This is a genomic window from Kangsaoukella pontilimi, assembly GCF_009830125.1.
Classification (GTDB): Bacteria; Pseudomonadota; Alphaproteobacteria; order Rhodobacterales; family Rhodobacteraceae; genus Kangsaoukella; species Kangsaoukella pontilimi.
Genome location: NZ_WUPT01000002.1, coordinates 1,046,404 through 1,069,608, shown reverse-complemented (window position 1 = coordinate 1,069,608; position 23,205 = coordinate 1,046,404). Strand labels below are relative to the sequence as shown.

Annotated in this window: 25 protein-coding genes and 1 tRNA gene; 11 read left to right on the top strand and 15 right to left on the bottom strand. The window is 64.2% G+C overall.

Annotated features, from left to right (window positions below):
- Nucleotides 1-49 precede the first annotated feature (49 nt).
- Entirely contained in the window at nucleotides 50-1,762 is a 1,713-nt protein-coding gene (locus tag GQ651_RS14880; protein ID WP_160764991.1) for a type I secretion system permease/ATPase, read from the top strand.
- Nucleotides 1,759-3,066 carry an HlyD family type I secretion periplasmic adaptor subunit gene (locus tag GQ651_RS14875; RefSeq protein ID WP_227258201.1) on the top strand — a complete coding sequence of 436 codons (1,308 nt, stop codon included), beginning with the start codon at nucleotides 1,759-1,761 and terminating at the stop codon, nucleotides 3,064-3,066. Before GQ651_RS14880 ends, GQ651_RS14875 begins: the two co-directional genes overlap by 4 nt.
- Here GQ651_RS14875 and GQ651_RS14870 read toward each other — a convergent pair.
- The 7 genes from GQ651_RS14870 to GQ651_RS14840 all read right to left on the bottom strand — a co-directional run bounded on the left by GQ651_RS14870 (nucleotide 3,041) and on the right by GQ651_RS14840 (nucleotide 10,171).
- Nucleotides 3,041-3,757: a sugar transferase gene (locus GQ651_RS14870; protein ID WP_160764990.1), complete on the bottom strand. Its 717-nt coding sequence runs from the start codon at nucleotides 3,755-3,757 to the stop codon at nucleotides 3,041-3,043. The two genes, GQ651_RS14875 and GQ651_RS14870, sit on opposite strands and share 26 nt — an antisense overlap.
- Nucleotides 3,750-6,065: a rhamnosyltransferase WsaF family glycosyltransferase gene (locus GQ651_RS14865; protein WP_160764989.1), complete on the bottom strand. Its 2,316-nt coding sequence runs from the start codon at nucleotides 6,063-6,065 to the stop codon at nucleotides 3,750-3,752. The genes GQ651_RS14870 and GQ651_RS14865 overlap by 8 nt, the downstream gene beginning before the upstream one ends.
- Nucleotides 6,038-6,856, bottom strand: coding sequence for a hypothetical protein (locus tag GQ651_RS14860; RefSeq protein ID WP_160764988.1), 819 nt, complete (start codon nucleotides 6,854-6,856; stop codon nucleotides 6,038-6,040). The genes GQ651_RS14865 and GQ651_RS14860 overlap by 28 nt, the downstream gene beginning before the upstream one ends.
- Nucleotides 6,853-8,406: a calcium-binding protein gene (locus GQ651_RS14855; RefSeq protein ID WP_160764987.1), complete on the bottom strand. Its 1,554-nt coding sequence runs from the start codon at nucleotides 8,404-8,406 to the stop codon at nucleotides 6,853-6,855. The genes GQ651_RS14860 and GQ651_RS14855 overlap by 4 nt, the downstream gene beginning before the upstream one ends.
- A gap of 71 nt (nucleotides 8,407-8,477) precedes the next feature.
- Nucleotides 8,478-9,689 carry a glycosyltransferase family 4 protein gene (locus GQ651_RS14850; protein ID WP_160764986.1) on the bottom strand — a complete coding sequence of 404 codons (1,212 nt, stop codon included), beginning with the start codon at nucleotides 9,687-9,689 and terminating at the stop codon, nucleotides 8,478-8,480.
- 149 nt (nucleotides 9,690-9,838) lie between these two features.
- Entirely contained in the window at nucleotides 9,839-10,066 is a 228-nt protein-coding gene (locus tag GQ651_RS14845) for a hypothetical protein (RefSeq protein WP_160764985.1), read from the bottom strand.
- 28 nt (nucleotides 10,067-10,094) lie between these two features.
- Nucleotides 10,095-10,171: transfer RNA gene (locus tag GQ651_RS14840), tRNA-Arg, on the bottom strand.
- A 101-nt stretch (nucleotides 10,172-10,272) separates the two neighbouring features.
- On the opposite strand from GQ651_RS14840, the gene GQ651_RS14835 reads away from it, so the two are divergent.
- Nucleotides 10,273-10,869, top strand: coding sequence for a TetR/AcrR family transcriptional regulator (locus tag GQ651_RS14835; RefSeq protein ID WP_160764984.1), 597 nt, complete (start codon nucleotides 10,273-10,275; stop codon nucleotides 10,867-10,869).
- Here GQ651_RS14835 and GQ651_RS14830 read toward each other — a convergent pair.
- Together GQ651_RS14830 and GQ651_RS14825 are read right to left on the bottom strand one after the other, a co-directional pair.
- The gene (locus GQ651_RS14830) at nucleotides 10,866-11,252 is read right to left on the bottom strand and encodes a GNAT family N-acetyltransferase (RefSeq protein ID WP_160764983.1); all 387 of its coding nucleotides are present in this window, start codon (nucleotides 11,250-11,252) and stop codon (nucleotides 10,866-10,868) included. The two genes, GQ651_RS14835 and GQ651_RS14830, sit on opposite strands and share 4 nt — an antisense overlap.
- Before the next feature lie 71 nt (nucleotides 11,253-11,323).
- Nucleotides 11,324-11,635: an ETC complex I subunit gene (locus GQ651_RS14825; protein ID WP_160764982.1), complete on the bottom strand. Its 312-nt coding sequence runs from the start codon at nucleotides 11,633-11,635 to the stop codon at nucleotides 11,324-11,326.
- 316 nt (nucleotides 11,636-11,951) lie between these two features.
- Here GQ651_RS14825 and uvrB point away from each other — a divergent pair, with 316 nt between their 5' ends.
- The 3 genes from uvrB (at nucleotide 11,952) to GQ651_RS14810 (ending at nucleotide 15,892) form a co-directional block, all read left to right on the top strand.
- Nucleotides 11,952-14,150: an excinuclease ABC subunit UvrB gene (uvrB, locus tag GQ651_RS14820; protein ID WP_160764981.1), complete on the top strand. Its 2,199-nt coding sequence runs from the start codon at nucleotides 11,952-11,954 to the stop codon at nucleotides 14,148-14,150.
- 9 nt (nucleotides 14,151-14,159) lie between these two features.
- A complete protein-coding gene (locus tag GQ651_RS14815) occupies nucleotides 14,160-14,792 on the top strand; it encodes a hypothetical protein (RefSeq protein ID WP_160764980.1) in 633 nt (210 codons plus the stop codon).
- Nucleotides 14,793-15,319: 527 nt separating this feature from the next.
- Nucleotides 15,320-15,892, top strand: coding sequence for a VPLPA-CTERM sorting domain-containing protein (locus GQ651_RS14810; RefSeq protein ID WP_160764979.1), 573 nt, complete (start codon nucleotides 15,320-15,322; stop codon nucleotides 15,890-15,892).
- 177 nt (nucleotides 15,893-16,069) lie between these two features.
- Here the strand turns inward: GQ651_RS14810 and GQ651_RS14805 are convergent, their stop codons facing one another.
- The 4 genes from GQ651_RS14805 to GQ651_RS14790 form a co-directional block, all read right to left on the bottom strand.
- Nucleotides 16,070-16,342: a GlsB/YeaQ/YmgE family stress response membrane protein gene (locus GQ651_RS14805; RefSeq protein WP_160764978.1), complete on the bottom strand. Its 273-nt coding sequence runs from the start codon at nucleotides 16,340-16,342 to the stop codon at nucleotides 16,070-16,072.
- A gap of 86 nt (nucleotides 16,343-16,428) precedes the next feature.
- Nucleotides 16,429-16,911, bottom strand: coding sequence for an NYN domain-containing protein (locus tag GQ651_RS14800; RefSeq protein ID WP_160764977.1), 483 nt, complete (start codon nucleotides 16,909-16,911; stop codon nucleotides 16,429-16,431).
- A 342-nt stretch (nucleotides 16,912-17,253) separates the two neighbouring features.
- Complete coding sequence (locus GQ651_RS14795; RefSeq protein ID WP_160764976.1) at nucleotides 17,254-17,541, bottom strand: hypothetical protein; 288 nt, start codon at nucleotides 17,539-17,541, stop codon at nucleotides 17,254-17,256.
- 77 nt (nucleotides 17,542-17,618) lie between these two features.
- Nucleotides 17,619-17,960, bottom strand: a complete 342-nt coding sequence (locus GQ651_RS14790; protein WP_160764975.1) for an antibiotic biosynthesis monooxygenase family protein — start codon at nucleotides 17,958-17,960, stop codon at nucleotides 17,619-17,621.
- A 41-nt stretch (nucleotides 17,961-18,001) separates the two neighbouring features.
- Between GQ651_RS14790 and GQ651_RS14785 the strand changes: the two genes are divergently transcribed.
- Together GQ651_RS14785 and GQ651_RS14780 are read left to right on the top strand one after the other, a co-directional pair.
- Nucleotides 18,002-18,454, top strand: a complete 453-nt coding sequence (locus GQ651_RS14785; RefSeq protein ID WP_160764974.1) for a hypothetical protein — start codon at nucleotides 18,002-18,004, stop codon at nucleotides 18,452-18,454.
- 67 nt (nucleotides 18,455-18,521) lie between these two features.
- Nucleotides 18,522-18,914 (top strand): VOC family protein, encoded by a 393-nt coding sequence (locus tag GQ651_RS14780; protein ID WP_160764973.1) that lies wholly within the window; start codon nucleotides 18,522-18,524, stop codon nucleotides 18,912-18,914.
- A 63-nt stretch (nucleotides 18,915-18,977) separates the two neighbouring features.
- Here GQ651_RS14780 and GQ651_RS14775 read toward each other — a convergent pair whose 3' ends face one another.
- Nucleotides 18,978-19,370: a c-type cytochrome gene (locus GQ651_RS14775; RefSeq protein ID WP_160764972.1), complete on the bottom strand. Its 393-nt coding sequence runs from the start codon at nucleotides 19,368-19,370 to the stop codon at nucleotides 18,978-18,980.
- Between the two features lie 115 nt (nucleotides 19,371-19,485).
- Between GQ651_RS14775 and GQ651_RS14770 the strand changes: the two genes are divergently transcribed.
- The 3 genes from GQ651_RS14770 to GQ651_RS14760 all read left to right on the top strand — a co-directional run bounded on the left by GQ651_RS14770 (nucleotide 19,486) and on the right by GQ651_RS14760 (nucleotide 20,782).
- Entirely contained in the window at nucleotides 19,486-19,914 is a 429-nt protein-coding gene (locus GQ651_RS14770) for an excinuclease ABC subunit B (RefSeq protein WP_160764971.1), read from the top strand.
- Entirely contained in the window at nucleotides 19,914-20,375 is a 462-nt protein-coding gene (locus tag GQ651_RS14765) for a HugZ family pyridoxamine 5'-phosphate oxidase (protein ID WP_160764970.1), read from the top strand. The genes GQ651_RS14770 and GQ651_RS14765 overlap by 1 nt, the downstream gene beginning before the upstream one ends.
- 158 nt (nucleotides 20,376-20,533) lie before the next feature.
- Complete coding sequence (locus GQ651_RS14760; RefSeq protein WP_160764969.1) at nucleotides 20,534-20,782, top strand: hypothetical protein; 249 nt, start codon at nucleotides 20,534-20,536, stop codon at nucleotides 20,780-20,782.
- 56 nt (nucleotides 20,783-20,838) lie between these two features.
- Here the strand turns inward: GQ651_RS14760 and GQ651_RS14755 are convergent, their stop codons facing one another.
- Nucleotides 20,839-23,127, bottom strand: coding sequence for a glycosyl hydrolase family 28-related protein (locus tag GQ651_RS14755; protein ID WP_160764968.1), 2,289 nt, complete (start codon nucleotides 23,125-23,127; stop codon nucleotides 20,839-20,841).
- Between the last annotated feature and the right edge of the window lie 78 nt (nucleotides 23,128-23,205).

The following is a 23,205-nucleotide window of genomic DNA, read 5'->3' as shown; positions in this document are numbered from 1 at the left end:
CAAGAACTGCGGAGCGTCCAAGATGGCCAAAGCAATAGCGCCAGTCACAATGTCAGAAGAACTGCGCCAGGCGCGTGCCCGCTCGATGCATTTCATATGGTTTTCGTTCTTTTTCAGTATTTTCGTGAACCTTCTGATGCTGACTGGCCCGCTGTTCATGCTTCAGGTTTATGACCGCGTGCTTGGCTCGCGGTCCGAGGAAACGCTGGTCGCGCTGACCATCCTCGTCGTGGCGCTTTACGGGCTGATGTGGCTTCTGGACTTTGCCCGGTCGCGGCTGGTGGCGCGCTACGGCGCCCGGTTTCAGTCCGATCTGGACGAGCGCGTCTTCAAGGCCGTGATTGAGGCGCGGGGCCGCCGGACACCCAGCCGTGGCGCCCTGACCGCGTCCCGCGACCTTGAGGCGATACAGGGCTTTTTCGCCTCGCCCGGCCTGATCGCGATGCTGGACACGCCCTTCACGCCCATCTTCGTCGCCGCGATCTTCGTCTTCCACCCGGCGCTCGGCTGGCTCGCCTTGGGCGGCGGCGTGGCGCTGATCACGCTTACGCTGGTCAACCAGGCACTCACCAACCGCAAGACGCGCGAGGCGCAGCAGGTCACCGAAGACGCGCACCGCTTCGCTGAAAGCGCCGCGCAATCGGCAGAGCTTTTGCGCGCCCAGGGCATGGTCGACGCGGTCAGCGACCGCTGGCTCGCCCGGCGGGACGAGGCGCTTGGCAAGACCATGAACGCCGTCGACTGGACCGGCAGCTTCACGACCTTCACCAAGGCATTCCGCCTGACGCTCCAATCCCTGATCCTCGCCCTTGGTGCATGGCTGGTTCTTGGGGGCGAACTGACGGCAGGCGCGATGATCGCTGCATCGATCCTGCTCGGCCGGGCGCTCGCCCCGATCGAACAGGTGCTGGGCCGCTGGCCGCAAATCCAGCGCGCGCGTCAGGGCTGGGCGTCGCTCTCCGACTTCCTCGCCGCTGTCCCGCAGCCCGAGGAGAAAACCCGCCTGCCGCGCCCCGAAGGCCGGCTCGACGTCAAGGGCGTCACGGTAACCTCCGGACCGGGCACGCCCGCGATCCTCTACAACATTTCCTTCACCCTCGCGCCCGGCGAGGCGCTTGGCGTCATCGGGCGGAGTGGTTCGGGGAAGACCACCATCGCGCGGCTCCTTCTCGGCCTGATCGATCCGCCGGTCGGCGAGGTGCGACTGGGCGGCGCGCTTCTGTCGCAATACGATCCCGCCGATCTGGGCCAGCATGTCGGCTACCTCCCGCAGGAGGCGCAGATGGTCACCGGCACGCTGGCCGAAAACATCGCGCGCATGTCTACCTCGCCCGACAGCGCCGCCGTGGTCGCCGCCGCGCAGAAGGCCCGCGCGCACGATCTGATCCTCTCGCTGCCCGACGGCTATGACACGATGGTGCGCGAGGGGATGCTGGCACTTTCGGGCGGCCAACGGCAGCGCATCGCGCTGGCGCGCGCGCTGTACGGCGACCCGGTTCTGCTGGTGCTCGACGAGCCCAATTCAGCGCTCGACCTGGAAGGCACCGAGGCGCTGAACGCGGCCGTGCGCGACATGAAGTCCGACGGACGCTCGGTCGTGATCATGACGCACCGGCCCATGGCGATCTCGGAATGCGACCGGCTGATGGTGATCGACGGCGGGCGGGTCAAGGCGCTCGGCCCTCGTGACGAGGTGCTGAAATCCATGATGAAGAACGCGGGCGACATCCAGCGCACCATCGGTCGGGGGGACAGCACATGAGCAGCGGTCAAAGACGCGAATGGCGCGCGGGAATGCCGCTGACCGTGGGGTTCGTCGCGCTGATCCTTCTGGTCGGCGGCATCGGTTTCTGGAGCGTCCGAACCGAGATTGCGGGCGCCGTGGTGGCCAGCGGCATCATCGAAGTCGAGTCGAACCGTCAGGTCGTCCAGCACGCCGAGGGCGGTGTGGTGGGCGAAATCCTCGCCCGCGACGGCGAGCGTGTTGCGGCGGGCGATGTCCTGATCCGTCTCGACGACACGCTTCTGCGGTCGGAACGCGCCATCATCGAAAGCCAGCTCATCGAAATCCGGGCCCGCCGCGCCCGGCTGGAGGCCGAGCGCGACGGTCGTGACGAAATCACCTTTCCGGACATGCTTCTGGCGGCTGCCGAGAGAAATCCGGCGGCGGCGGAGCAGATTGCCGGGCAGACCTCGCTTTTTCAGGCGCGTGCGATCACCGAAGAACGCGAGGCGCTGCAACTCGAAGAGCGTATCCTTCAGACCGAGAACCAGATCGCCGGGACAGAGGCGCAGCTTGACGCGCTCGGCGTACAGGAAGATCTGATCCGCGACGAGCTGGCAGATCAGGAAAGCCTGCTCGAACGGGGGCTTGTGCAGATGCAGCGCGTCACCGCGCTTCGTCGCGAGGCGGCGCGGCTCTCGGGCGAGATCGGCAAGCTGACAGCCGACATCGCTCAGTTCCGGGGGCAGATCGCTTCGCTTGAGATCGAACGGCTGAAGCTGGAAAGCGGCCGCCGTGAAGAGGCGATCGTGACGCTCCGAGACCTGCAATACCGCGAGATCGAACTGGCCGAGCGGCTTCTGAACCTGGACGAACGGCTTGACCGTCTGGACGTGCGTGCGCCGGTCTCGGGCATCGTCCACGGCTCGGCCGTCTTTACGGTCAAGGGCGTGATCCGGGCGGCGGATACGCTGATGTTCATCGTGCCGCAGGACCAGCCGCTTGTGGTTTCGGCCCGGGTCGAGGCGATCCACATCGATCAGGTCCACGCCGGCCAGCCCGCCACGCTGCGCTTCACGGCGTTCGACCAGCGCCGCACACCCGAGATCAGCGGCCATGTGATCGACGTGTCGGCTGATGTTTTCCAGGACGAGGTGACTGGGCAGAGTTTCTACCGTGTGCAGCTTCTGCCCGATCCGGGCGAGATGACGAAACTCGACAATCAGCTTCTTTTGCCGGGGATGCCCGTCGAGGCGTACCTGAGAACAGCGGACCGGACGCCTCTATCCTATCTGACCAAGCCGATGACCGACTATTTCACCCGCGCGATGCGCGAAGGCTGATCCGCGCCAGCCGCCTCAGCCGCCGCCCGCCCCGCGGGTTGCGCCAGAGCGTCATGATCAGCACATAGGCCGCCAGCCCCGCCGAGGCCCGCCTGCGATAGAGCCGGTCGAGCCGGCGTTTCGGCGGCAGGCAGCGACGGCGGTAGATGTTGTGCAAGCGCTCGGGATCGTCGATCCGCGACAGCAGCCGGTCTTCTCTCCGGCAGAGATGCACCGTGGCGAGTCCTGTGATCCCCGGTCGGTCCTTCAGGATCTCGGCGTAGTCGTCCGGAAACGCGTTCCATGCGGCCACAAGCGGCGGGCGCGGGCCGATGAAGCCGATATCACCGGCCAACACGTTGATGATCTGCGGCAACTCATCGAGCCGCGTACGCCTCAGAAAGCGGCCGATCGGCGTGACGCGGTCGCGCCCCACGCCTCCCAGAATACGTTCATCCCCTTCGGCGGGCGACATCGAGCGTATTTTCCACAAGGTGAAGGGCCGCCCGTTCCGGCCCGCCCGCCGGGAGGCATGAAGGAACGGTCGCCCCTGCGCGATCAGGCAGACCGGCCAGAGCAGGGCCAGCAACGGCAACACAAGCGGAAGAAGGCAAAGCGCGGCGAGCCTGTCCGCGCGCCACTTCTCCTTCTGAAAGCGATGCGCGGGTGTCCGCGACCCCGCCCCGACAAGACTGATCCCACCGTCACGCATGGCGGCGCCGCGCTTTTACGACCTCGGCCCCTGCCGCCTTGTCCAGTCGGACCGCGAGGCGGCTCACCAGATCATCGAGCGGGCAGCCGAGCCGCGTGAGGTCGATCAGGCGGTCGCGCATCCCCGGCGGCGGTTCGCCCCATGCCTCATGCAGGGCAGCGGCGATGGCCAGTTCGGTGGGCGGAACCGAGCGTATTGCCGGAGAAAGGACGCTCAGGTCCTTGGCGCCGAAGCCGTTCGTGACAACCCGCGCGCCGGCCGCCGCCATTTCGATCGGCGGATGGCTGGGATGGGGCGACAGCATCAGCGACAGGCCGATATCCGTCTCGGCAAGAAATCCTGGATAGTCGTCCCACGGAATCTTCCCGAGGCTTTTCAGGACATGCCCGTTCGCGAAGCCGATATCATCATGCTTCAGACCGACGCTCACCAATTCGATATCCTGCGGCGCCAGGCCTGCGCCGCCGAGAAAACGGTCAAGTGCCGCGACACCGGTCTCGAACAGGTTCCGAGCCACTTCGGGCCTGCCGTAGAAGGCAAGCCGCCGCTTCAGCCGGACCGTGCGCTTCAGCCCCGCATAGCGTCCGATATCTATGGACGGGTGGAAGGTGAGACGGGTATCCGCGTCCGGGAAATGCCCCTCTGCCAGAACATGGTCGCGGAGCGTCGTCGTGTTGAACACCGGCGTCGCGCCAAGATCATAGCTGGCCAGTGCACCCGCATGTTCCCGGCCCCACGGGTAGAAGCCCGGTTCATAATCCTGCACGAGATAGAGAAACCCGTCCTCGGGCAGCGCGAAGTCGGCCACCATGTCAGCCGCCACATGCGCCGTCCACCATGCGGTCGCTAAGAGCGACGCGTCGGGAGCCAGCGTCGCCGTGTCACCCCGCGCGGCGCAGACGAGCGTGACATTTTCGTCCCCGCCCGTGCCGCGGGACAGAACGAAAGACCGCGACGCCGAGGGGTTGGCGATCGGCAGGTCGGTCGCGATGAAGGACACACGATGCCCGCGCGCCGCCAGCCCCATTCCGATATCGAGCGCCGTGGCGATGCCCGCAAAGACCTCGGACGGGTTCAGCGACGGCACGAGGATTGCGATACCACCGGAGAGGTTCGGGTCGATCCGCACCTGAAAACGGCGGGTCAGGCGCGGATCGCGAAAGCTGTTGGCGGCGGTGGGAACAGGCGTTGCCGCGACCGCCGCCGGGGTGCGCACCGCTTGCGGCTCCACGCCAGGCGCCACGGAAAAAGCAGCGCGGTCGAAGGCCGCGAGCGCGGGCAGGTATCCGCCCAGAAGCGCGCTTCGCGCCGCCAGCGTGGCACGGCCCATGCGGACGAAAGCGAACATGGCCGAGTGCCAGCCAAGGCCCGGATACCCGGCCAGCGTTAGGCGCACCGCATCCAGAAGATGCGCAAAGCCGAGGCCTTTTTCAGACAGATACGGGGCAAGGGCGCGCAGTCGACGGCGGTCAACCTCCTGCCCGGCGCCTTCGGCCAGTTCGGTCATGCGGAGGTAAAGCGCCTTGGCCAGATAGGCGGCCACGTAATAGGTCCCGCCCCAGTGCCGCTGCCAGGCCTTGCTGGCGAAGCGGGGCGCGCGCGCGGTCTCGGTCACCGCGCCAACCACGTTCGCACCGTGCTGGCGATAATCGACGAGCGGCGCGCGGATCACCTCGATCCGGCCAAGAGCCTGCGCCACCAGCGCAATCCAGAGGTCGTGATGGAAGAAAAGCGCGGCCTGCGGCGGGAAGGGAAGCGCCGCTTCGGCGATGCGGCGGGGCATGATCAGCGTCATGCCGGTCACGCAGTTGCGGATCAGGATATCCCGGAGCGAGCGCGGCTCTTTCCGCCGCTCGAGACGGAACAGCGAGGGCGCGATCACACGCCCGCCGGCATCCACCACACGCGCGTCGGAATGGGCCAGCGCCGCGCCGGGCCGTTCCAGCGCGGCCAGACCGCGGGCCAGGCGGTCGGGATGCCAGATGTCGTCCTGGTCCGAGAAGGTGAAGGCGTCGGCCTGCGGAAAGGCCTGAAGCGCCGCGCCCAGGCCAAGTTCGAAGCTGCGGTAAGAGTTCGTGCGGGCATCGGGCAGGAAAAGTTCCACCGCAAGCCCGTGGCGCGCGGCCACCTCGGTCGTCAGGGCGCCCGACGTGCCGTCCGCGATCACCGCCAGAAGGCGGAGCGTGACGCACCGCTGCGTGGCCAGCGACGCGATCTGCGCGTCGAGCGCGTCGGGGTCCGGTTCGTAGACGGCTAGGACGACGGCAACCTCGGGCGCGCTCATGCCGTCACCTCGCGCCAGAGCCATTGGTCAACGATGGTGCGTTTCGACAGGATTTGCCGGATAAGCGGGCTCGCGGTGTCGATGGCCCGCGTCGCCCTGCCCGCGTTCACGCGGGTCTCTGGCACGGGAAGCGGCAATCCAAGCGCCTCGGACAGGCGCGGGATATCCTGACCCAGCCGGTCCTGCCGAAGCACCACGTCGAAGCCCTGAAGCGCGCCCCTGATCGTCTTCGCGTCGGTCAGGGTCAGCGGTTGCATGTTCCTCAGACCGCGCCTGTCATTGCCGATCAGGTAGCGGCACTGACAATTGTCGAAAAGCGCGATCTCGGCCGGGCCGAGATGGGTCAGGTACTCGTCAAGCTGCGCAGGCTCCGACAGGTTCACCGCGCCGATCCGGTCGATCACGCGGCGATGCGCCTCGTCAAGGAGGGCGTATTCGCCCCGCATATCGGGGCGGTTGTAGTGATCGAGCCAGAGAAGATGCGAGGCCAGATGCTCGTGCGGTTCGCGCAGGATTGTGATTTTGCGGAACCGCATATCGAGCGGGGCGGCGATCTCCTCCCAGAGGGCGTTCATCACATGGCCCGAGATCACCCGCGTGCCGCTGGCCAGACGTCGGCGCAGATCGTCGCTGTTGCCCAGCCATTCCTCGGAATGGGTCGCCACCTGCCCCGGCCCGAAGGCATCGGCCAGCACCATGTTCAGATAGGACCCGGCGGTCTTTGCGATATGCATGAAGAAAACCGGCGGCTCGTCGCCCGCATCGCGGGTGGCCGGGCCGCTTTCGGGGCGGGTCAGGGTCGCCGCGCCGCTCACAGGATCACATCCCCGGCATCGAAATCCGCGAGGTCCAGACCGTCGATCAAAAAGGCGTCGCCGCCGCCGAGGGCAATCTCCAGCTCGCCACCGGCAAGGTTCGAGGACGCGGCCAGCACCTCGCCCCATGTCAGGTCGAAGGCGCTCAGGTCGATCCGGTCCTGCCCGTCCTGCCAGTCGACGATGCGGTCGCGCGCGTCGCCGGGCCGGAGCACGAAGACATCGGCACCAAGCCCGCCCTTCAGGTTATCGTCCTGCGCGCCACCGATGAGCGTGTCGTCGCCGCCCCGCGACTCGAGACGGTCCATGCCGCGCCCGCCCATCAGCACATTCGCGCCGTGCGAGCCGAGGAGGTAATCGGGAAAGTCGGAGCCCGACAGGTTCTCGAAGCCCGAGATCACGTCGCCCACCGCGTGGCCCAGAAAGACATTGCCGTTGAGCAGATCGACGACCACCCGCGAGACGGATGTCGCGTAGCTGACCGTGTCGATCCCGTCGCCGCCGGTCAGCGTGTCGGCGCCGGCACCGCCTTCGATCCAGTTGTCGCCCGCGTCGCCGGTCAGCACGTCGTCGAATTCGGTTCCGATCAGCCCCTCGATGCTGGTGAAGGTGTCGCCCGCCGCCGCGCCCGAGGCCGCGCCGGTGGCCAGACTGACATTCGCCGCCAAGGCCGCGCCTTCGTAGCTGGCAAGGTCGCTGCCGTCTCCGCCAGACAGCGCGTCCGCACCATCACCGCCCGAAAGCGTATCGTTACCACCACCGCCGGAAAGCTGATCATTGCCCGCCCCCCCGATCAGATGGTTGGCCCCGCCGTCGCCGGTCAGGCTGTCATTACCGCTGCCGCCCTCGATATTCTCAAAGCCCGTGAAACTGTCGCCATTGGCGTCGCCCCCGGACGCCGTGCCAAGCGCAAGGGAAACGGAAACCGCAACCGTTTCAGAGGCATAGCTCAGCGTATCCCGCCCCGCGCCGCCGTTCATGACGTCGGCACCGCCGCCGCCCTCGATCACGTTGTCGAAAAAGTTCCCGGCCAGCGTGTCATTGAATTCGCTGCCGATCAGGTTGTCGATCTTCAGAAGGACATCGCCGGTGGCATCCCCGCCCGTCGCGACCCCGTTGTAGAGCAGCACCCTCACCGCCGCCGAGCTGCCCCGATAAGCTGCGGTATCCGTATTGCCCGAGCCGTCGAGCGTATCGGCGCCCGCGCCACCCTCCAGCGTATCGTCCCCGAAACGGCCCTGAAGCTCATCATTCCCGGTGCCGCCCCAGATCCAGTTATCGGCATGGTCGCCCAGCAGCGTGTCGTTCGCCGCGCCGCCCTCGAGATCCTCGAAATTGGTGAATACGTCACCCGCCGCGAAAGTGCCGGCGGTGCTGCCGTTCAGCATGTCGATGACGACTGACGTTGCCGCGTCGGCATAGGACAGCCGGTCGCGCCCCTGCCCGCCATCCATCAGGTCGGCACCCGCGCCGCCAAGGATCACGTCATCGCCGAGCCCGCCGAAGATCGTGTCGTTGCCCAGTCCCCCGTAAATCGTGTCGTTGCTCACACTCAACCTCGATCGAAACACGCAGCCCAGCTCTGCGGGGTGCATCATCGAACGGTTGGGTTAACGCGAGCTTACTGTCCGGCGATTTCGCGGATGAGCGCGATCTGCGCCTCAAGGCAGTCAGAGAGTCGGTAGCGCGACAGCACCGTCTCGCGCGCGGCGACGCGGAGCGCATCCATATCGCCCCGCCGGGCCAGCCCGTCGCTGATCCGCGCGGCCATGGCCTCGGTGTCGAAGAAATCAACAAGCCAGCCGTTCCGCCCGTCTTCGATCACTTCCTCGACGGGCGGCGTGGCCGACCCGATGACAAAGGCGCCCGCCGACATGGCCTCGAGCATCGACCACGAGAGGACGAAGGGATAGGTCAGGTAGAGATGCACCGAGGACACCTGCAAAAGCCGGACATAGTCCGAGTAAGGTATCCGACCGGTGAAATGGACCCGCTCGGGCAGCGGCCCGACCTCGTCCAGAAGCACCTCGCGCCATGTCTTGCCATCGGGCGCGCGGCCGCCATAGCTGACCTCGTCGCCCCCCACGATCACCACATGCGCCTGCGGACGCTCGGCCAGAACGCGGGGCAAGGCGCGCATGAAGGAATGGAACCCGCGATAGGGTTCAAGATTGCGGGATACATAGGTCAGCACCTCGTCCGCCTTGCTCAGCTCCGGGCCGCCCGGCACAAGGAACCGCGCCGCCGGGTCCGGCACCAGCCTGTCGGTGTCGATCCCGTCGTGGATGACCCGGATCTTCGGCCGATGGGCCGCAGGAAACTGGGCCTTCTGCCATTCGGTCGGGGCATAAGCCGCATCCGCCGCCTCGATCGCCAGAAGATGCGGCGCCGAGCGCGCCCGCGCGCGCAGAACCGAATCCCGCCCGCCGTCGAATTCGGTGTCGAACCCCACGTCCGAACCCCGCCCCCGGTAGAAGAACTCGACCAGCGTGATCAGCGGCACGTCGGGCCAGACATCCTTGAGGAACAGCGTCTCACCCCACCCCGGGTTGCCGATGATGACGTCCGGGCGAAATCCCTTGTCGGCCAGCGCAAAGCCCAGCCGGGCAACGGCCTGCCCGTTTAGAACCGCTCCTTCGGTGGTCGCGAGATAGGGATGAATGCCGGTCGTAACGGTCCGGTGCGGCGCATATTCCAGCTTTCGCACCCCGGGGATATCGGGCTTGCCTTTCTGCGTGATGAAAAGGACTTCGTTGGCCGGATCGCGCGCCAGATGCGGCGCCAGGTGACGGAACTGTCCCGGACAGTTCTGATGGACGAAGACGATCTTCACCGCACCCGATCCACGGGTTCGAAGGGGGCGTATCCTGTCACTCTAAACACGGGCGTCGGTTCACCGGGCCTTTGGGATGCCGCATGATGCGGCGTTCCTTCATTGCTAGCGCAGCAATGCCGCCGGCGCGACAGAAAAGCCCCCCGCGCTCAGCCGCTCTGCCCCGGCCCTTTTTTCTGGCTTCGCGCCACCTCTGCGTCGAAGGCGATGAACAGGCCATAGAAAGCGTAAGCCGCAAGCGCGGCAAAGATCGCCGCCCATCCGGTATTCCCCATCGAGAACTCGAACGCCGCCCAACCCGCACTGAGCGCCACCGTGACCACCCGCCGCCAGACGGGCAGAAAGAACGGATGGCTGAGATCAAAGGCCTTCTTCATCACGTCCCCTCCCGTCCCCGGCTGCGACTGGCGATCCCGCGAGGACTCGAACCCCGAACCTGCTGATTAGAAGTCAGCTGCTCTATCCAGTTGAGCTACGGGACCGCTCGCCGCCTTATGAGCAAAGCGCGCCGCCCTTGGCAAGCGCCTTGCGCTGGCCTGCCGGGTCGCGCTATGCGTGAACGACGTTCAGGTTTGGGGATCGGATGGCACGGAAGACGAAGGAACGGCGCGAGGAACTGCGCGAGCGGCTGATCGACATCGCCGAGGCTCGGGTGGCGGAGAATGGCATCGGCGCGCTCAGGGCGCGCGATCTGGCCACGGAGGCGGGCTGCGCGCTTGGCGCGATCTACAATGTCTTCGACGACATGACGGGGCTGGTCCTTGCGGTGAACGGGCGCACCTTTCGGCGCCTCGGTGCCGATGTCTCGGCCGAGGTGGCCAAGGTCGTCGAAGACGCGCCCATCGAGCGGCTGGTGACAATGGCGCGGGCCTATCTGGCCTTCGCCGCGGAAAACCCCCGCCTCTGGCGCGGGTTGTTCGAGGTTGAGATGTCGGTCGAGCAGGACGTCCCGGCCTGGTACATGGACGAGCTTGGCCGGCTCTTTTCGATCATCGCGGCCCCTTTGGCCGAGATGTATCCCGAAAAACCCGCGACCGAGATCGACCTGATGACGCGGGCGCTGTTCTCTTCAGTGCACGGGATCGTGCTGCTTGGACTCGAAAAACGCATCTCGGGCGTTCCTCTGGAGCGGATCGAAGAGCAGATCGACTTTCTTCTGAGAAGCGCGACCCGGCCCTAAAGCGCGCGGGTCATGAAGACGCTGTTCGGATCCTCGGCATACCCTTCGAACGGCGGGCACGGCGCGAAGCCATGACGGGCGTAAAATGCGCGCGCCGGGCGGAAAGCATCCTGACTGCCGGTCTCGAGGAAAAGCCGGGGCATTCCGCTCGTCCTTGCCACGTCGAGAAGATGGCCGAGGACAAGATCGGCAAGGCCACGGCCCCGTCGATCCTCCCGGACATGCATGGATTTCACCTCGCCCCCGCCGCTTGCGAGGCGCTTGAGCGCACCCATCGCGACGGCCTCGTCACCGTCCATCACCGCGAAGAAGCGCGCGCCCGAGGCGACAAGGTCGCCGGCCTCCATCGCGTGAACCGAGCAGGCGGGGCTGGACGCCCGCATCAATGTCAGATGGGCAAGGATGAGCGGCCCGACGCGCGGGTCGGTCGGGCTGATCTCGATAATGGCGTGGGTCAGTGGGTCCAGGCTCCGCGCCGGTCGGTGGCGAAATTCTCGCCGTAGCCACGCGTACGGACATTGGGCTTGCGCGTTTTCGGCTCGACCACCGAGGCGTCGATCCCATGTTCCTTGGCGTAATCGAGCGCCGCTTCCTTCGACGCGAAGCGCAGCCGCACCTGGGCCTGGGTGTCGCTGGACGAGGTCCAGCCCATCAGCGGGTCGACTTCACGCGCGCTGTCGGGGACGAATTCCAGCACCCAGTCGCGGGTCTTCGCCTGTCCCGAGGACATGGCGGATTTGGCAGGGCGAAAAATGCGAGCGGTCATCGGTCCGGTCCCGTTTTGCTTTTCTTTTCTATCGGGGATCAGCGCGAAGGGCGCAAGCCCCGTGACGAAAAGACACCGGCCGGACCATGGGGAGCGAGGGGTGGTGGGTTACATGGTCCGACCGGCGCTTCGGTCTGCTGCTGAGACTCATACATTTTCACCCAATGGATGCATTTGCAATAAAAATTATCGCTTAGGTTGTATTTTGGGGATATCGGACCCTCGGAACAGCTTTCCGCGGCATTTGCCTTGAATAAGCACAAAAAGCGAACAAATCTGTCTGAACCCTGCCCCGACACAAAGCCTGCTGCACCCCATGCACAACAACTCGCCCGAGCAGATGCCCGCGCTTCTGCACTCGCCCGCCCCCGACGTCCGCACCCGCGAAAAGCTGGAAGGCGGGCGGCGGCTTGTCATGCAGACCGAGTTTCAGCCCGCGGGCGATCAGCCGACAGCGATCCGCGAGCTGGCCCAAGGGGTGATGGATGGCGAGCAGAACCAGGTCCTGCTGGGCGCGACCGGCACGGGCAAGACCTACACCATGGCCAAGGTGATCGAGGAAACCCAGCGTCCGGCCATCATACTTGCGCCGAACAAGACGCTCGCGGCCCAGCTTTACGGGGAGTTCAAGGGCTTCTTCCCCGACAACGCCGTCGAGTACTTTGTCAGTTATTACGACTACTACCAGCCCGAGGCCTATGTCCCGCGCTCGGACACCTACATAGAGAAAGAGGCGCAGATCAACGAACAGATCGACCGGATGCGCCACTCGGCCACCCGCGCGCTTCTGGAGCGGGACGACGTGATCATCGTGGCGTCCGTCTCGTGCATCTACGGCATCGGCTCGGTCGAGACCTATGGCGCCATGACGCAGGACCTGCACACGGGCCGCGACTATGACCCGCGCAAGGTCATCGCTGACCTCATCGCCCAGCAATACCGCCGCAACGACCAGGCGTTTCAGCGCGGCACCTTCCGCGTGCGCGGCGACACGATCGAGCTCTGGCCCGCCCACCTCGACACACGCGCGTGGCGGCTCAACTTCTTCGGCGAGGAACTCGAGACCATCACCGAGTTCGACCCGCTCACCGGCGAGAAGACCGACACGTTCGAGCGGGTGCGCATCTATGCCAACTCGCATTACGTGACGCCCCGCCCGACGCTTCAGCAGGCAGTCAGGAAGATCAAGGAAGAGCTGAAGATGCGCCTTGGCCAGCTGGTGGACGAGGGCAAGCTGTTGGAGGCGCAGCGGCTGGAGCAGCGCACCAATTTCGATATCGAGATGATGGAGGCGACCGGCTCCTGCAACGGGATCGAGAACTATTCCCGATACCTCACCGGCCGCGCACCGGGCGAGCCACCGCCGACCCTCTTTGAATTCATCCCCGACAACGCCATCGTCTTCGCGGACGAGAGCCATGTCTCGGTCCCCCAGATCGGCGGCATGTACCGGGGTGACTATCGCCGCAAGTTCACGCTGGCCGAGCACGGGTTCCGCCTGCCCTCCTGCATGGACAACCGGCCGCTCAAGTTCGAGGAATGGGACGCCATGCGCCCGCAATCGGTCTTCGTCTCGGCCACGCCCCAGTCATGGGAGCTGGAACAGACCGGCGGCGTCTTCACCGAACAGGTCATCCGCCCCACCGGCCTTCTGGACCCGCAGGTCGAAATCCGGCCCGTTGAGATGCAGGTGGACGATCTTCTGGACGAAATCCGCAAGGTCAGCGCAAAGGGCTTCCGCACCCTCGTCACGACCCTGACCAAGCGCATGGCCGAGGACCTGACCGAATACCTCCACGAGCAGGGCATCAAGGTCCGCTATATGCATTCCGACATCGACACGATCGAGCGGATCGAGATCCTGCGCGACCTCCGCCTCGGAGCCTTTGACGTCCTGGTGGGCATCAACCTGTTGCGCGAGGGGCTGGATATCCCCGAATGCGGCCTCGTCGCGATCCTGGACGCGGACAAGGAGGGCTTTCTCCGCTCGGAAACCTCGCTGATCCAGACCATCGGCCGCGCCGCGCGGAACGCCGAGGGCCGCGTCATCATGTATGCCGACCGCATCACCGGCTCGATGGAGCGCGCGCTGGCCGAGACCGACCGCCGCCGCCAGAAGCAGATCGCCTATAACGAGGAACACGGCATCACGCCGGCGACCGTCAAGAAGAACGTCGAGGACGTGCTGGCGGGCCTCTACAAGGGCGACACAGACATGAGCCGCGTGACCGCGAAGGTCGACAAGAACGAGGTCGGCGCCAACCTTCAGGCCCATTTGGACGGGCTCAGGGACGCCATGCGGAAGGCCGCCGAGAACCTTGAGTTCGAAGAAGCGGCGAGGCTCCGCGACGAGGTCAAGCGGCTGGAGACCGTGGACCTCGTGGTCTCGGACGACCCCCTGGCGCGGCAGTCAGCGGTGGAAGCGGCGGTGGACAGCGCCCAGAAGGCGAGCGGGCGGTCGACGGCGGGACGGGCCGGGCAGAGGGGCGGGAATGTGAGGAGACGGGGGAGGTAGTGATAAAGCATGAATACGGCATCAGATAGTTTCGTTTATTTCGATCCGCGCCGTGACTTCGAAGCCTCATTGACAATTCTATGCGACAGCTTGGAAAACCTAAAAAGCAATCCATTCTTCCTAAAGAGCGCAGTGATTCACGCGGTCCTAGCCTTGCAAGGAGCCTGTGTTTGCTCGCTAGTCCGGTCTGATGGCACGGGTGCCTTCGAGAAAAGAACCGAACGGCAGATCCGCGAGTATTTTGATCTCCAGTCGCAAAAGGCAATGTGCGATGCGAAGGGGGTACAGTGGATACTAGAAGATAAAGATTTTCCGGAAGAGCGACTTGCCTCGTTATCAGAACTATTAATGCGCCTTCCAGCCGATCTTAGGGTTTCGATCAAAGGACCAACCGATAATCTGAACGAAACAGCCCGGGCGGTGGCTTTTCTAAAAGAACTCCGTGATGACTTTGTGCACTTCAAGACCAGCACTCATCTTATCCATCCCAAAAGTACTCTTAACGCCATTCGTTGTACTGTTTTGCTTGCGCAGCGCATCGTTGCCGCCCAATCAAATACATCAGCCCGCACAATAAGCTTCGCTGAAGTGGAAGGACTATTTAAACGCGCGCTCGCTCTTTTGGACGAGCACCCGATCTAGTCGGTTGCCGAGCATTTCAGTGGCAAGGCGCGCTTCGCTGGATGCAAAAAAGTCGCCCAGCAAAACCGCACAGCGCCCGACCGTTCAATGAGCTTTCGACGCGCCACTGACGCGACGGTCCCATCTCACCCCCAGAGCGGGCGCTTCTCGCCCCCTCGGGCTGGGAGCGGGTATAGGTACACTGCGTGTCGATCTTGGCTAACTCCGGGACCCCGCCTATTCGGACCTCGAACGGGCCACCGCGCCTGTCCGGCCACCCCGCCCCTTCACATCCGCACTATCGCCCACTCGCCCTAATGCGCTCCAAACGCCTCACCGGTCCCGCCCCACGGCACCCCCCACCCCCCTCCAAAAATTGCGCCAATCCGTGGAAAAAATAGAAATAGTTTCCAGAATCGGCACATTCTGTTAACCTTTTCTCACTGAAAGACCGGCACTTTTTTCGCCGGCGTTAAAATTTTGTGGAAGGGGGATCTCGTATTATGCGCAAGTTTTCTTTTGTTTCTGCGGCGTTAGCAGGGCTATGCATGGCCACGCCGGCCGTGTCCCATACCGTCACCATCGGCTGGACCGACAACGGGAACGGCACCGTTACCCTTTGGAACGAGCACTGGCACGGAGACCAGACGTTTCCCTGCGATGAGGGTATTCTGTGCTCGGACAATGGGGGTCTGACCATCTCGGGCGACGGCACCTCGGGCAGCTACGGGTACGATCCGCTGCTGATCCAGTGGAACGGCACGCTGAACGACGCCGACCGCGACGACATGCTCGCCGACGGCACGCTGACCGGATATATGGACGATCCGTCCAACGCCGGCGGCGGCACCTACGACAACTGGCTCTACACCCAGCCGCTCGTGATCGGCAACGGCACCTGGTACATGTTCACCGGCACCACCTGCTGTATCGACACGATGAGCGAGCCGATCGAGTTTACCCTGACGGGGATCACGAGCGTCGGTGAGGGTACGGGTCCGAGCCTCGATCCGCCGTCGAACGGTGGAGCGAACGTCGTTCCGGTTCCCGCCGGCATGCCGCTCCTGATCGGCGGTCTGGCCGCACTCGGGCTTCTGCGGCGGCGCAAGGCGAAAGCCTGACCTGCACGGCCGCCATCCCTGGCGGCCCGCAGTCATCACTTTTGGCTGAACTCTCAGGCTGATCCGGCTTTACCTTGCCGGGCCAGCCAGCGAACGCTTGTAAGCATCACATTACGCGCGAGATGAGGAAACCATGTGGCGGCCCCAAGACCGCGTGCACATGGTCGCCCCGTCTTGTCATTTCCGCATGATCGCCCGTCCGATCGCCAGCACGATAACGGCGCCTATCAGCGCCACAAAGGCGATAAGCAGCAAACCACCCGCCGCGAGCGCGGTCACACCCAGCGCCGCAAGGATGAACGGCAGAGCCACGGCGCCCGCGATGCCAAGCAGGATGTAAAGCGGCATGCGCTGCCCGGCGATCAGCCCGGCGATGACCCCCGAGGCCGCGCCGATGACAGCAAGGACGATCAGCGTCACCGCGCCCAATGCATCCAGAAAACCTTCCATGATCCGATCTCTCCTGTATCGCGATGTAAACCCTTTGACGCTGCCCCGGTTCCGTCGCCGCGCCTGAAATACCCAGAACTGTCTTCCTATGCCTCCGGCCCCAGCTCAAGCCCGATGTCATGCGCCGAAATATAGCCCCGAACGAGGAACCCCTGCATCCTGATCTGCGGAAACGTCTCTTCCCAATCGCGGTAACGGTCATTCGTCACGACCCGCGCCTTTAACTTGACTGCATGCTCAAGCAATAGCGGGTCCGCTGGCGTGCCCTTTGGCGCAACGAAGACAGAGGCGGTCGGCATCTCCAGCTTTTTCGCCAGAATGGCCGGTCCCATGTATCGATCACCTATAAGGTAACCCGCATTCGCGTCGAACCAAAGAAGGGGTTCAAAACCCTCGCCGCGAAGGATGTCGACAACCTGCTTCACGCTGTGAAGGTCCGGCGTTTCATTGTGCCAGTAGAGGACATTCGAGCCGTCGACGACGATCCAGTTTTTCTTCGACCGCCGGAAGGCGCGAAAGAGCGCCCAGACGGTCAGTGCGGATAAACCAAAGGCGATAAACCAAATCATGCGCCATTCTAACGCCCTGCCCTAACCGCTCAAGCGGCATCCACAGCACGTCCGGCACACTTGGAAAGATCGCCTTGCCCCAAAGAAACCGCGCCGGGAACCACGTCAGAACACTGCCCCGACCTCGGACATCAACGGCTCGAAACGCGCGCAAAGCCCGCCGATCTCGCGATCCCAGGTGCCTTTTCTACCGGCATTTCCTGGAACCGGAGCCGCACCGCCCGGATGCGGCTCACTCAGGGCCTGAGGCGAATTTTCACTTGCGGATACACCCGCGCACCTTCGTCCACAGGCCAAGGCTGTGCGCGACAGGCTGACGACCGGCCGCCATTCCAAGCGACGTCAGTTATCCCAGTGCCGCACCCGGTCGTAGCCTTCCGGCGTGGGCATCTCGGCCAGAAACTCGGCCATCTCGCCCCAGATCGCGCGGGCCTGTTCCATGTTCCCGTCCGACGTCTCGCGGCTCTCGCCCACGGCGATGGTATAGCCCTTGCCGTTCTCGTCGGCGGCAACCGTGAAGGCCTGCATTCCGGGCAGCCCCATGATCTTTGGCTTCAGCTCATCGGCTTTGGCCATCGCGGCGTCAGTCGTTCCGGGCTTCAGCTGAAACGGTGTGATACGTGCAAACATGAACGTCCCCTCCCTTGCGCGGCACAGGCTGCCGCAACGTCACCCTAGCACAAAACTGGGCCTCGCGGGGGACCAGCTCAGAAAACCGCTCCGACCTCGTACATCACCGGCTCGAAGCGCGAGCACAATTCCGCGATCTCGCGGTTCCGCGCGCGCATCTCGTCCGAGCGCAGCATCGCCTGAAAATCCTCGCGCCGTTCCCATTGCGAGTAATTGGCGATCCGGGTCTGGGCGTCGTTCACATGCAGCGCCGCCGAGATAAAGCCGGGCTGGTGCGAGATGAAACGGGAATAGGCCTCTTTCAGCGCGTCCAGCAGATCTTCGGACGTGCCGGGTGAGCATTCGAAGGTGGTGATGACCGTCTGGCAGGCACGGTCTGGGTCGATCTGAAGTATGGCGCGGGTCCTCCTCACGGACATTCTATCACGTCGGGCGGAAAATCCCGCTACCGTCACATCCCATGAGAATTATCGAGGAAACTCCGGACCGGCTGGTTCTCGAGGATAGGCCATGGGTGCTCTGGCTGACACTTGTGCCCGTTGGCGCGACGACGCTTCTGGCGGTGCTGACTGGCGAAGTGCAGGGACGTTTTCTACCGATCCTCGTCGGCCTTATCGGATTGGGAGCTTTCTGGGTGCTGCACCGCTACGCACCGCTGCAGCGCTTCGACTTCGATCGCACGCTAGGCCGCTTCACCCATTCCGTCAGGCGCCTTACCGGCGCACAGGACTGGGTCATCGACCTCGACCGTCTGGAACAGGCCGCCGAGCAAGCCCTTTGGCACGGAGATCAGAGGCTCACCCGGATCGCGCTCGTGACAGAGGACGGGCCGCATCCGCTTGAGGCCGCCTATTCGGGCAGGAACAACGGTGAACTGATTGCCACGATCACCGCTTGGCTGAACGGGCGCTGACAATGCTGTCTTTTTCGCCAGCGGGCTGCCATCATGAGTGCGTAAGCCGCTCAAAGGGATCGCACACATGCCCCTCACCGCTTTCGACCACGTGAATATCCGCACGAACAACGTCGCCAGGCTGACAGCCTTCTACCGTGACGTGATGGGCCTCGCCGAGGGGTACCGCCCCGCGTTTTCGGTGCCCGGGGCCTGGATTTATCTGGGCGACACCTGCGTGATCCACCTGATCGAGGCTGACCCCGCCCCCACACCCTATGCCGAGGGCGAAAGCCTGAGGATGGAACACATTTCCTTCCGCGCGACCGGCATGGCCGACTTCATCGCCACGCTCGAAGACCACGGCGTCGACCACAAGCTCGTTCCATTCGAAGAAATCGGCAGCGCGCTGGTCTTCTTCCGTGATCCGGACGGCAACCGCTTTCACGTGGATTTCCCGATGTCCGAAATGCCCGCCTGAAACGCGGAAACCGGCCCGACGCATCGGCAACGTCGGACCGGTCCACCTTACCCTTTGGTCTGCCTACTGCTGCAGACTTTCGAGGTAATACGCGATGGACAATACGCGTCCACGCGCTTCGAGCGCCGCCGCTATGGTGCCGTGTTCGGCGGCTTCCGCCGTGAACACCCGCCCATAGACCGGCATCGGGCCACCATGAGCCCGCACGCCCGTCCGGCCGTCGATCACATGGATGACGTCCAGCATCGGGAAGATGCCGTCATTGTTCGCAGCGATCTGCGTCAGATCAGGCACCTTGACCGTCATGAGCTGGGTCAGGTCGCCACCGCCGGTGGCATCGACCCCGTGACAGGTTGCACAGTACTGTTGATAGTCGGCCATTCCGATTTCATCGGCATAGGCCGCACCCCCTACTATCAGCGCCGACGCCGCGAGTAGTGCTTTGGTCATGGACATCAAACAGCCTCCCTCCTCTTGATGTCCCAAAATCATATAAAAATAAGAATGTGTCTTCTTTGACGCGGATCATTGCCGGCTTCTCGGCGGGCCGAAAAAGCGATAGCCAGAGAATATGCGTTATCTTGCCGCCTTTCTGATCGCCGCCACACCTGCGCAGGCGTGGGAGTTCTCACCGACCCCGGTCTGCACCATCAGCGAGACCGACGGCGACATGACGGTCGAGGTCACCTACGATCCGCGTCAGGATCAGGCCTACGCGATCGCGATGAGCGGCACGCAGTGGCCCGCCGGGCCCGTCTTCGCAATTCAGTTCGGACCGCCGGGGGGCGGGTTGCTGATCACCACGGACCGGCACCGCCTGTCACCGGACGGCACGACACTCAGCGTTTCGGATCGCGGCTTCGGCAATGTGCTGAACGGTCTGGCATCGTTCGACACCGCTTACTTCGCGCTCGGCGAGACGGTGCGCGCCGTGCCGCTCGATAGCGCCGAAAAAGCGGTCGAGGCCTTCCGCGCCTGTATCGCGGCGCCCCTGTCCTGATGACGAAAAAAGACCCGATCCGTCCGACCGATGACGAGGCCCGCGCGCTGGCGCGGCGCCTGCTGACCGAAGCGCGCCACGGCGCGCTTGCAACCCTGCGGGATGGCCAGCCCCATGTCACGAGGGTGGCGCTTGCGATCGATGGAGCGGACCTTCTTACGCTTGTCTCCGACCTCGCGCCCCACACCGCGGCGATACGAAACCACCCTCAGGTCTCCATCCTGCTCGGTGAGCCGGGCCGCGGCGACCCGCTCGCCCACCCCCGCATGACTGTGATGGCGACAGCGGAATTCGCCGACAAACAGTCCCTGAAGGACACGTATCTGAAGGGTCATCCGAAGGCCGCTCTTTACGTCGATTTTGCGGATTTTCACATCGTCCGCCTGAAGGTTACCGCGGCGGAACTCAACGGCGGCTTCGGCAAAGCCTACCGATTGACGAAAGAAGAATTAAATATCTGATAATATTATATTGTACCGACAAAGGCGCCCCAAAGATTTCTCTTGCGCGACTCGACGAAAAGCCCGATATCAGCGCATCCGGGCGCGAGGCTCCGCCCGGCGGCTATAACGGGCCATTCCGACCCGAAAAGCGCTTTCCTCCCATTGGAAAACAGGCCATGCGCCTTCTCATCGCCGCCCTTGTTCTCGCCGCGTCGCCCGCCGTCGCGTCCGATAGCCAGATCAGCACAATCAAGACGTTCGACGCCCAAACCGGCATCTTCACCCTGACCGACAACACGGTCTGGCACATGGATTCCCGTACCAAATTCCCTGCCGATCTCGCTTCCGGCGACAGGGTCGCGATCTCATTCTTGCAGAACGGCGACGACGGTATCGTCGCCATCTGGTCCCTCGCGCGACTCTGACGCCGGCTGTCGGACGCCGTTAGGGAGGCGGCGTCCGACACAATCCCGGAGCCGGGTCAGACCGGCTTGTCCACCCGCACCGTCACCTGCACCCGTCCCTTGACCGCCTCGGGCCAGGTCAGCGTCACCTGATCCTTCGCCGCACCGATTTCGGGCGTCGCATAGGGTGCCGCAAAGCTGGCCGTCCCCGTCCCATTCGTTACCGCACCCTCGGCGACAATGCCGACGACCTCGCGCGCACGCCCACCGAAGGGCAGCCATGGGCCGGCGTCCAGTGTCCAGACCGTGGCCTCGGACACCTGATCGAGCTGCAGCGTCGCCGGGTTCTGCGTGACCTGACCGATCCCGTTGAACGTATTCCCGTCGAAAACCACTTTCCGGACAGACCCATAGGCCAGACCCGCAATCGAGGCGTCCACCTTCTCGACGCGGTCAGTGGTGCCGTTCAGCGACTTGAAAGCGTTACCCGTCACCGACACCCCCTGAAGGTAATGCCCGGCGCCGTAAGGCTTTACCACGATCCACGCGAAATGACTCGCAGCATCGTTCACGGTGAAGATGTTGCCCGTGACGGTCAGCCCGCCAAAGGTGAACTCGGAGCCGAAATCGGGCTGAGCATCATGTTCGTTCGTCCACTCGATGAAGCAGTTGTCGATGTAATTGCCCGTGATCACCGACTTAACGTTCGGATAGGTGAACACCAGACCCGCCGTCCTTGGCCCGTCCACGACGTTGTCCCCCTGAAACCAGTGATTGCCCACGATCAGGTGCCCGTTCCCGAAGAGAACCATGGTCGTGCCAAAGCGCTGGAACCGGTTGTCGCGAAGTTTCACGTCATTCGCATTCACGTTCAGCGCGAGGCTGACCCGCTCCGTCGCCGCCACGGCCTGCTCGTCCGACGTAAAATGACACCGGTCGATCTGCAAATCCTGACAGCCGAGTCCATGGCTGGTCACGCCCCGATCCTTCGGCTTGGTGATGAAACAGTCCTTGAGATGGAACGTCTCGCCAGCAGGCGCCAGCAGAATACCCGAAGCCACGCCCTCGCAATGAAGCTCAATATCCGTCAGCGTGAATTTCGAGAGCTTCGCAAAGCCCGAAAAATCCAGAACATAGCGAAAGCGCCGGAACGTATAGGTCTGGCTCGCCGGCGCACCGTGCAACGGTTGCGAAAGCGTGATGGTCCCGGCACCCGCATTGACCGCGGTGACATAAACCTCTCGGCCCACACCCGTCCCTTCGACAAGCGCACCCACCGGCACATTGGCCGCATTGGCCACGTTCGACAAGACAAGCGGCTGCGCCGTGTCGTAGCTGGCAGTGCTCGTCACAACCTCGCTGTCCCACGCCGGCCCCGGCACCACGTTCAGCTGACCGTTACGCACGACACGACGGATTTCCCACGTATCCACGCCCATGGCGTCCGCCACATCGATAGGTGCTGCCACTTCGATACGCCGGCCACCGAGGTCAAAGCTCTCGTGATCTGCAAAGGCCACCAGCGCCTGAAGCCCGCGCCGGAAGGCCTCAACCTCGTCTCCGAAGGCCGCAGCATAGCTCGGCAGATCGAAGTTCCGGCGCAGGATCAGCCGCTTGTCGACGGGCAGCGTCACTTGGCCGACAAAGCGCGCGGGATATTCGAACGTGACCGTGTCGCTCAGCGCATAGACGCCCTCGGGCACCAATATGCCTCGCCCGGCCGCCGCAAGATTTGCCGCCACGAAGGCGCCCGTGTCATCGGTCAGCCCGTCTCCCACGGCGCCATAGTCGCGCACATCGACCCAATCCATCATCACCCGATGAAAGACCGAAGTCACATCCTCGATCCGGATATCGTCGATCCGCACCACACCGCCCGTCGGCCCAGACAGGTCCAGCCCGAAATGCCCATAGACCACCGGCGGCGCCCATTGCATGTCGACGCCGGTCCGCGCACCGGCCCCCACGATGGCCGAGACTTCGACCACTTCGCCATAGGTGTCGAGCGTCACCGACGCCCCTTGCATCACAAGGCCCGTGACAGCCACATTCCCGGCATCGCCCGCCCAGCCCGCGATCCGGACAGACGGAAAAGCGCCAGAGACCGCCTTCACCCGCGCGGTCACGCGCAGGTAGCAGCCCGGCAGGATCGGCGTCTCTCCGGTGTAGCGCACCCGCTGTACGCTCTCGGTCTTCAAAAGCTCCAGACAGCCCGCGAAGTCCACATCGCCGGAAACCGCCGCCGCCGTCGCGACAGCGTCATAGGTCACGCTCCCCGGCGTGCCGTCTTCGCTCGACCAAGCGGACAGCCCGTCCGAAAATGCCGGCGGCATCAGTACCAGCCCGTCGGTAATCGCCTTGTTCATCGGTTTCCCCTTTCCCGGCACGAGCCAACCGAGGCGCTAACCGGGCGCTTCCGCATCCGGCCCTCGGGCCAATCGGTT

What these genes read in the sequence shown, in the direction of transcription:
- GQ651_RS14880 (WP_160764991.1), top strand. Translation starts at nt 50, where the DNA reads ATGTCAGAAGAACTGCGCCAGGCGCGTGCCCGCTCGATGCATTTCATA.
- GQ651_RS14875 (WP_227258201.1), top strand. Translation starts at nt 1,759, where the DNA reads ATGAGCAGCGGTCAAAGACGCGAATGGCGCGCGGGAATGCCGCTGACC.
- GQ651_RS14870 (WP_160764990.1), bottom strand. Translation starts at nt 3,757, where the DNA reads ATGCGTGACGGTGGGATCAGTCTTGTCGGGGCGGGGTCGCGGACACCC.
- GQ651_RS14865 (WP_160764989.1), bottom strand. Translation starts at nt 6,065, where the DNA reads ATGGCTCTGGCGCGAGGTGACGGCATGAGCGCGCCCGAGGTTGCCGTC.
- GQ651_RS14845 (WP_160764985.1), bottom strand. Translation starts at nt 10,066, where the DNA reads ATGAAGAAGGCCTTTGATCTCAGCCATCCGTTCTTTCTGCCCGTCTGG.
- GQ651_RS14835 (WP_160764984.1), top strand. Translation starts at nt 10,273, where the DNA reads ATGGCACGGAAGACGAAGGAACGGCGCGAGGAACTGCGCGAGCGGCTG.
- GQ651_RS14830 (WP_160764983.1), bottom strand. Translation starts at nt 11,252, where the DNA reads ATGCGGGCGTCCAGCCCCGCCTGCTCGGTTCACGCGATGGAGGCCGGC.
- GQ651_RS14825 (WP_160764982.1), bottom strand. Translation starts at nt 11,635, where the DNA reads ATGACCGCTCGCATTTTTCGCCCTGCCAAATCCGCCATGTCCTCGGGA.
- uvrB (WP_160764981.1), top strand. Translation starts at nt 11,952, where the DNA reads ATGCACAACAACTCGCCCGAGCAGATGCCCGCGCTTCTGCACTCGCCC.
- GQ651_RS14815 (WP_160764980.1), top strand. Translation starts at nt 14,160, where the DNA reads ATGAATACGGCATCAGATAGTTTCGTTTATTTCGATCCGCGCCGTGAC.
- GQ651_RS14810 (WP_160764979.1), top strand. Translation starts at nt 15,320, where the DNA reads ATGGCCACGCCGGCCGTGTCCCATACCGTCACCATCGGCTGGACCGAC.
- GQ651_RS14805 (WP_160764978.1), bottom strand. Translation starts at nt 16,342, where the DNA reads ATGGAAGGTTTTCTGGATGCATTGGGCGCGGTGACGCTGATCGTCCTT.
- GQ651_RS14800 (WP_160764977.1), bottom strand. Translation starts at nt 16,911, where the DNA reads ATGATTTGGTTTATCGCCTTTGGTTTATCCGCACTGACCGTCTGGGCG.
- GQ651_RS14795 (WP_160764976.1), bottom strand. Translation starts at nt 17,541, where the DNA reads ATGTTTGCACGTATCACACCGTTTCAGCTGAAGCCCGGAACGACTGAC.
- GQ651_RS14790 (WP_160764975.1), bottom strand. Translation starts at nt 17,960, where the DNA reads ATGTCCGTGAGGAGGACCCGCGCCATACTTCAGATCGACCCAGACCGT.
- GQ651_RS14785 (WP_160764974.1), top strand. Translation starts at nt 18,002, where the DNA reads ATGAGAATTATCGAGGAAACTCCGGACCGGCTGGTTCTCGAGGATAGG.
- GQ651_RS14780 (WP_160764973.1), top strand. Translation starts at nt 18,522, where the DNA reads ATGCCCCTCACCGCTTTCGACCACGTGAATATCCGCACGAACAACGTC.
- GQ651_RS14775 (WP_160764972.1), bottom strand. Translation starts at nt 19,370, where the DNA reads ATGTCCATGACCAAAGCACTACTCGCGGCGTCGGCGCTGATAGTAGGG.
- GQ651_RS14770 (WP_160764971.1), top strand. Translation starts at nt 19,486, where the DNA reads ATGCGTTATCTTGCCGCCTTTCTGATCGCCGCCACACCTGCGCAGGCG.
- GQ651_RS14765 (WP_160764970.1), top strand. Translation starts at nt 19,914, where the DNA reads ATGACGAAAAAAGACCCGATCCGTCCGACCGATGACGAGGCCCGCGCG.
- GQ651_RS14760 (WP_160764969.1), top strand. Translation starts at nt 20,534, where the DNA reads ATGCGCCTTCTCATCGCCGCCCTTGTTCTCGCCGCGTCGCCCGCCGTC.
- GQ651_RS14755 (WP_160764968.1), bottom strand. Translation starts at nt 23,127, where the DNA reads ATGAACAAGGCGATTACCGACGGGCTGGTACTGATGCCGCCGGCATTT.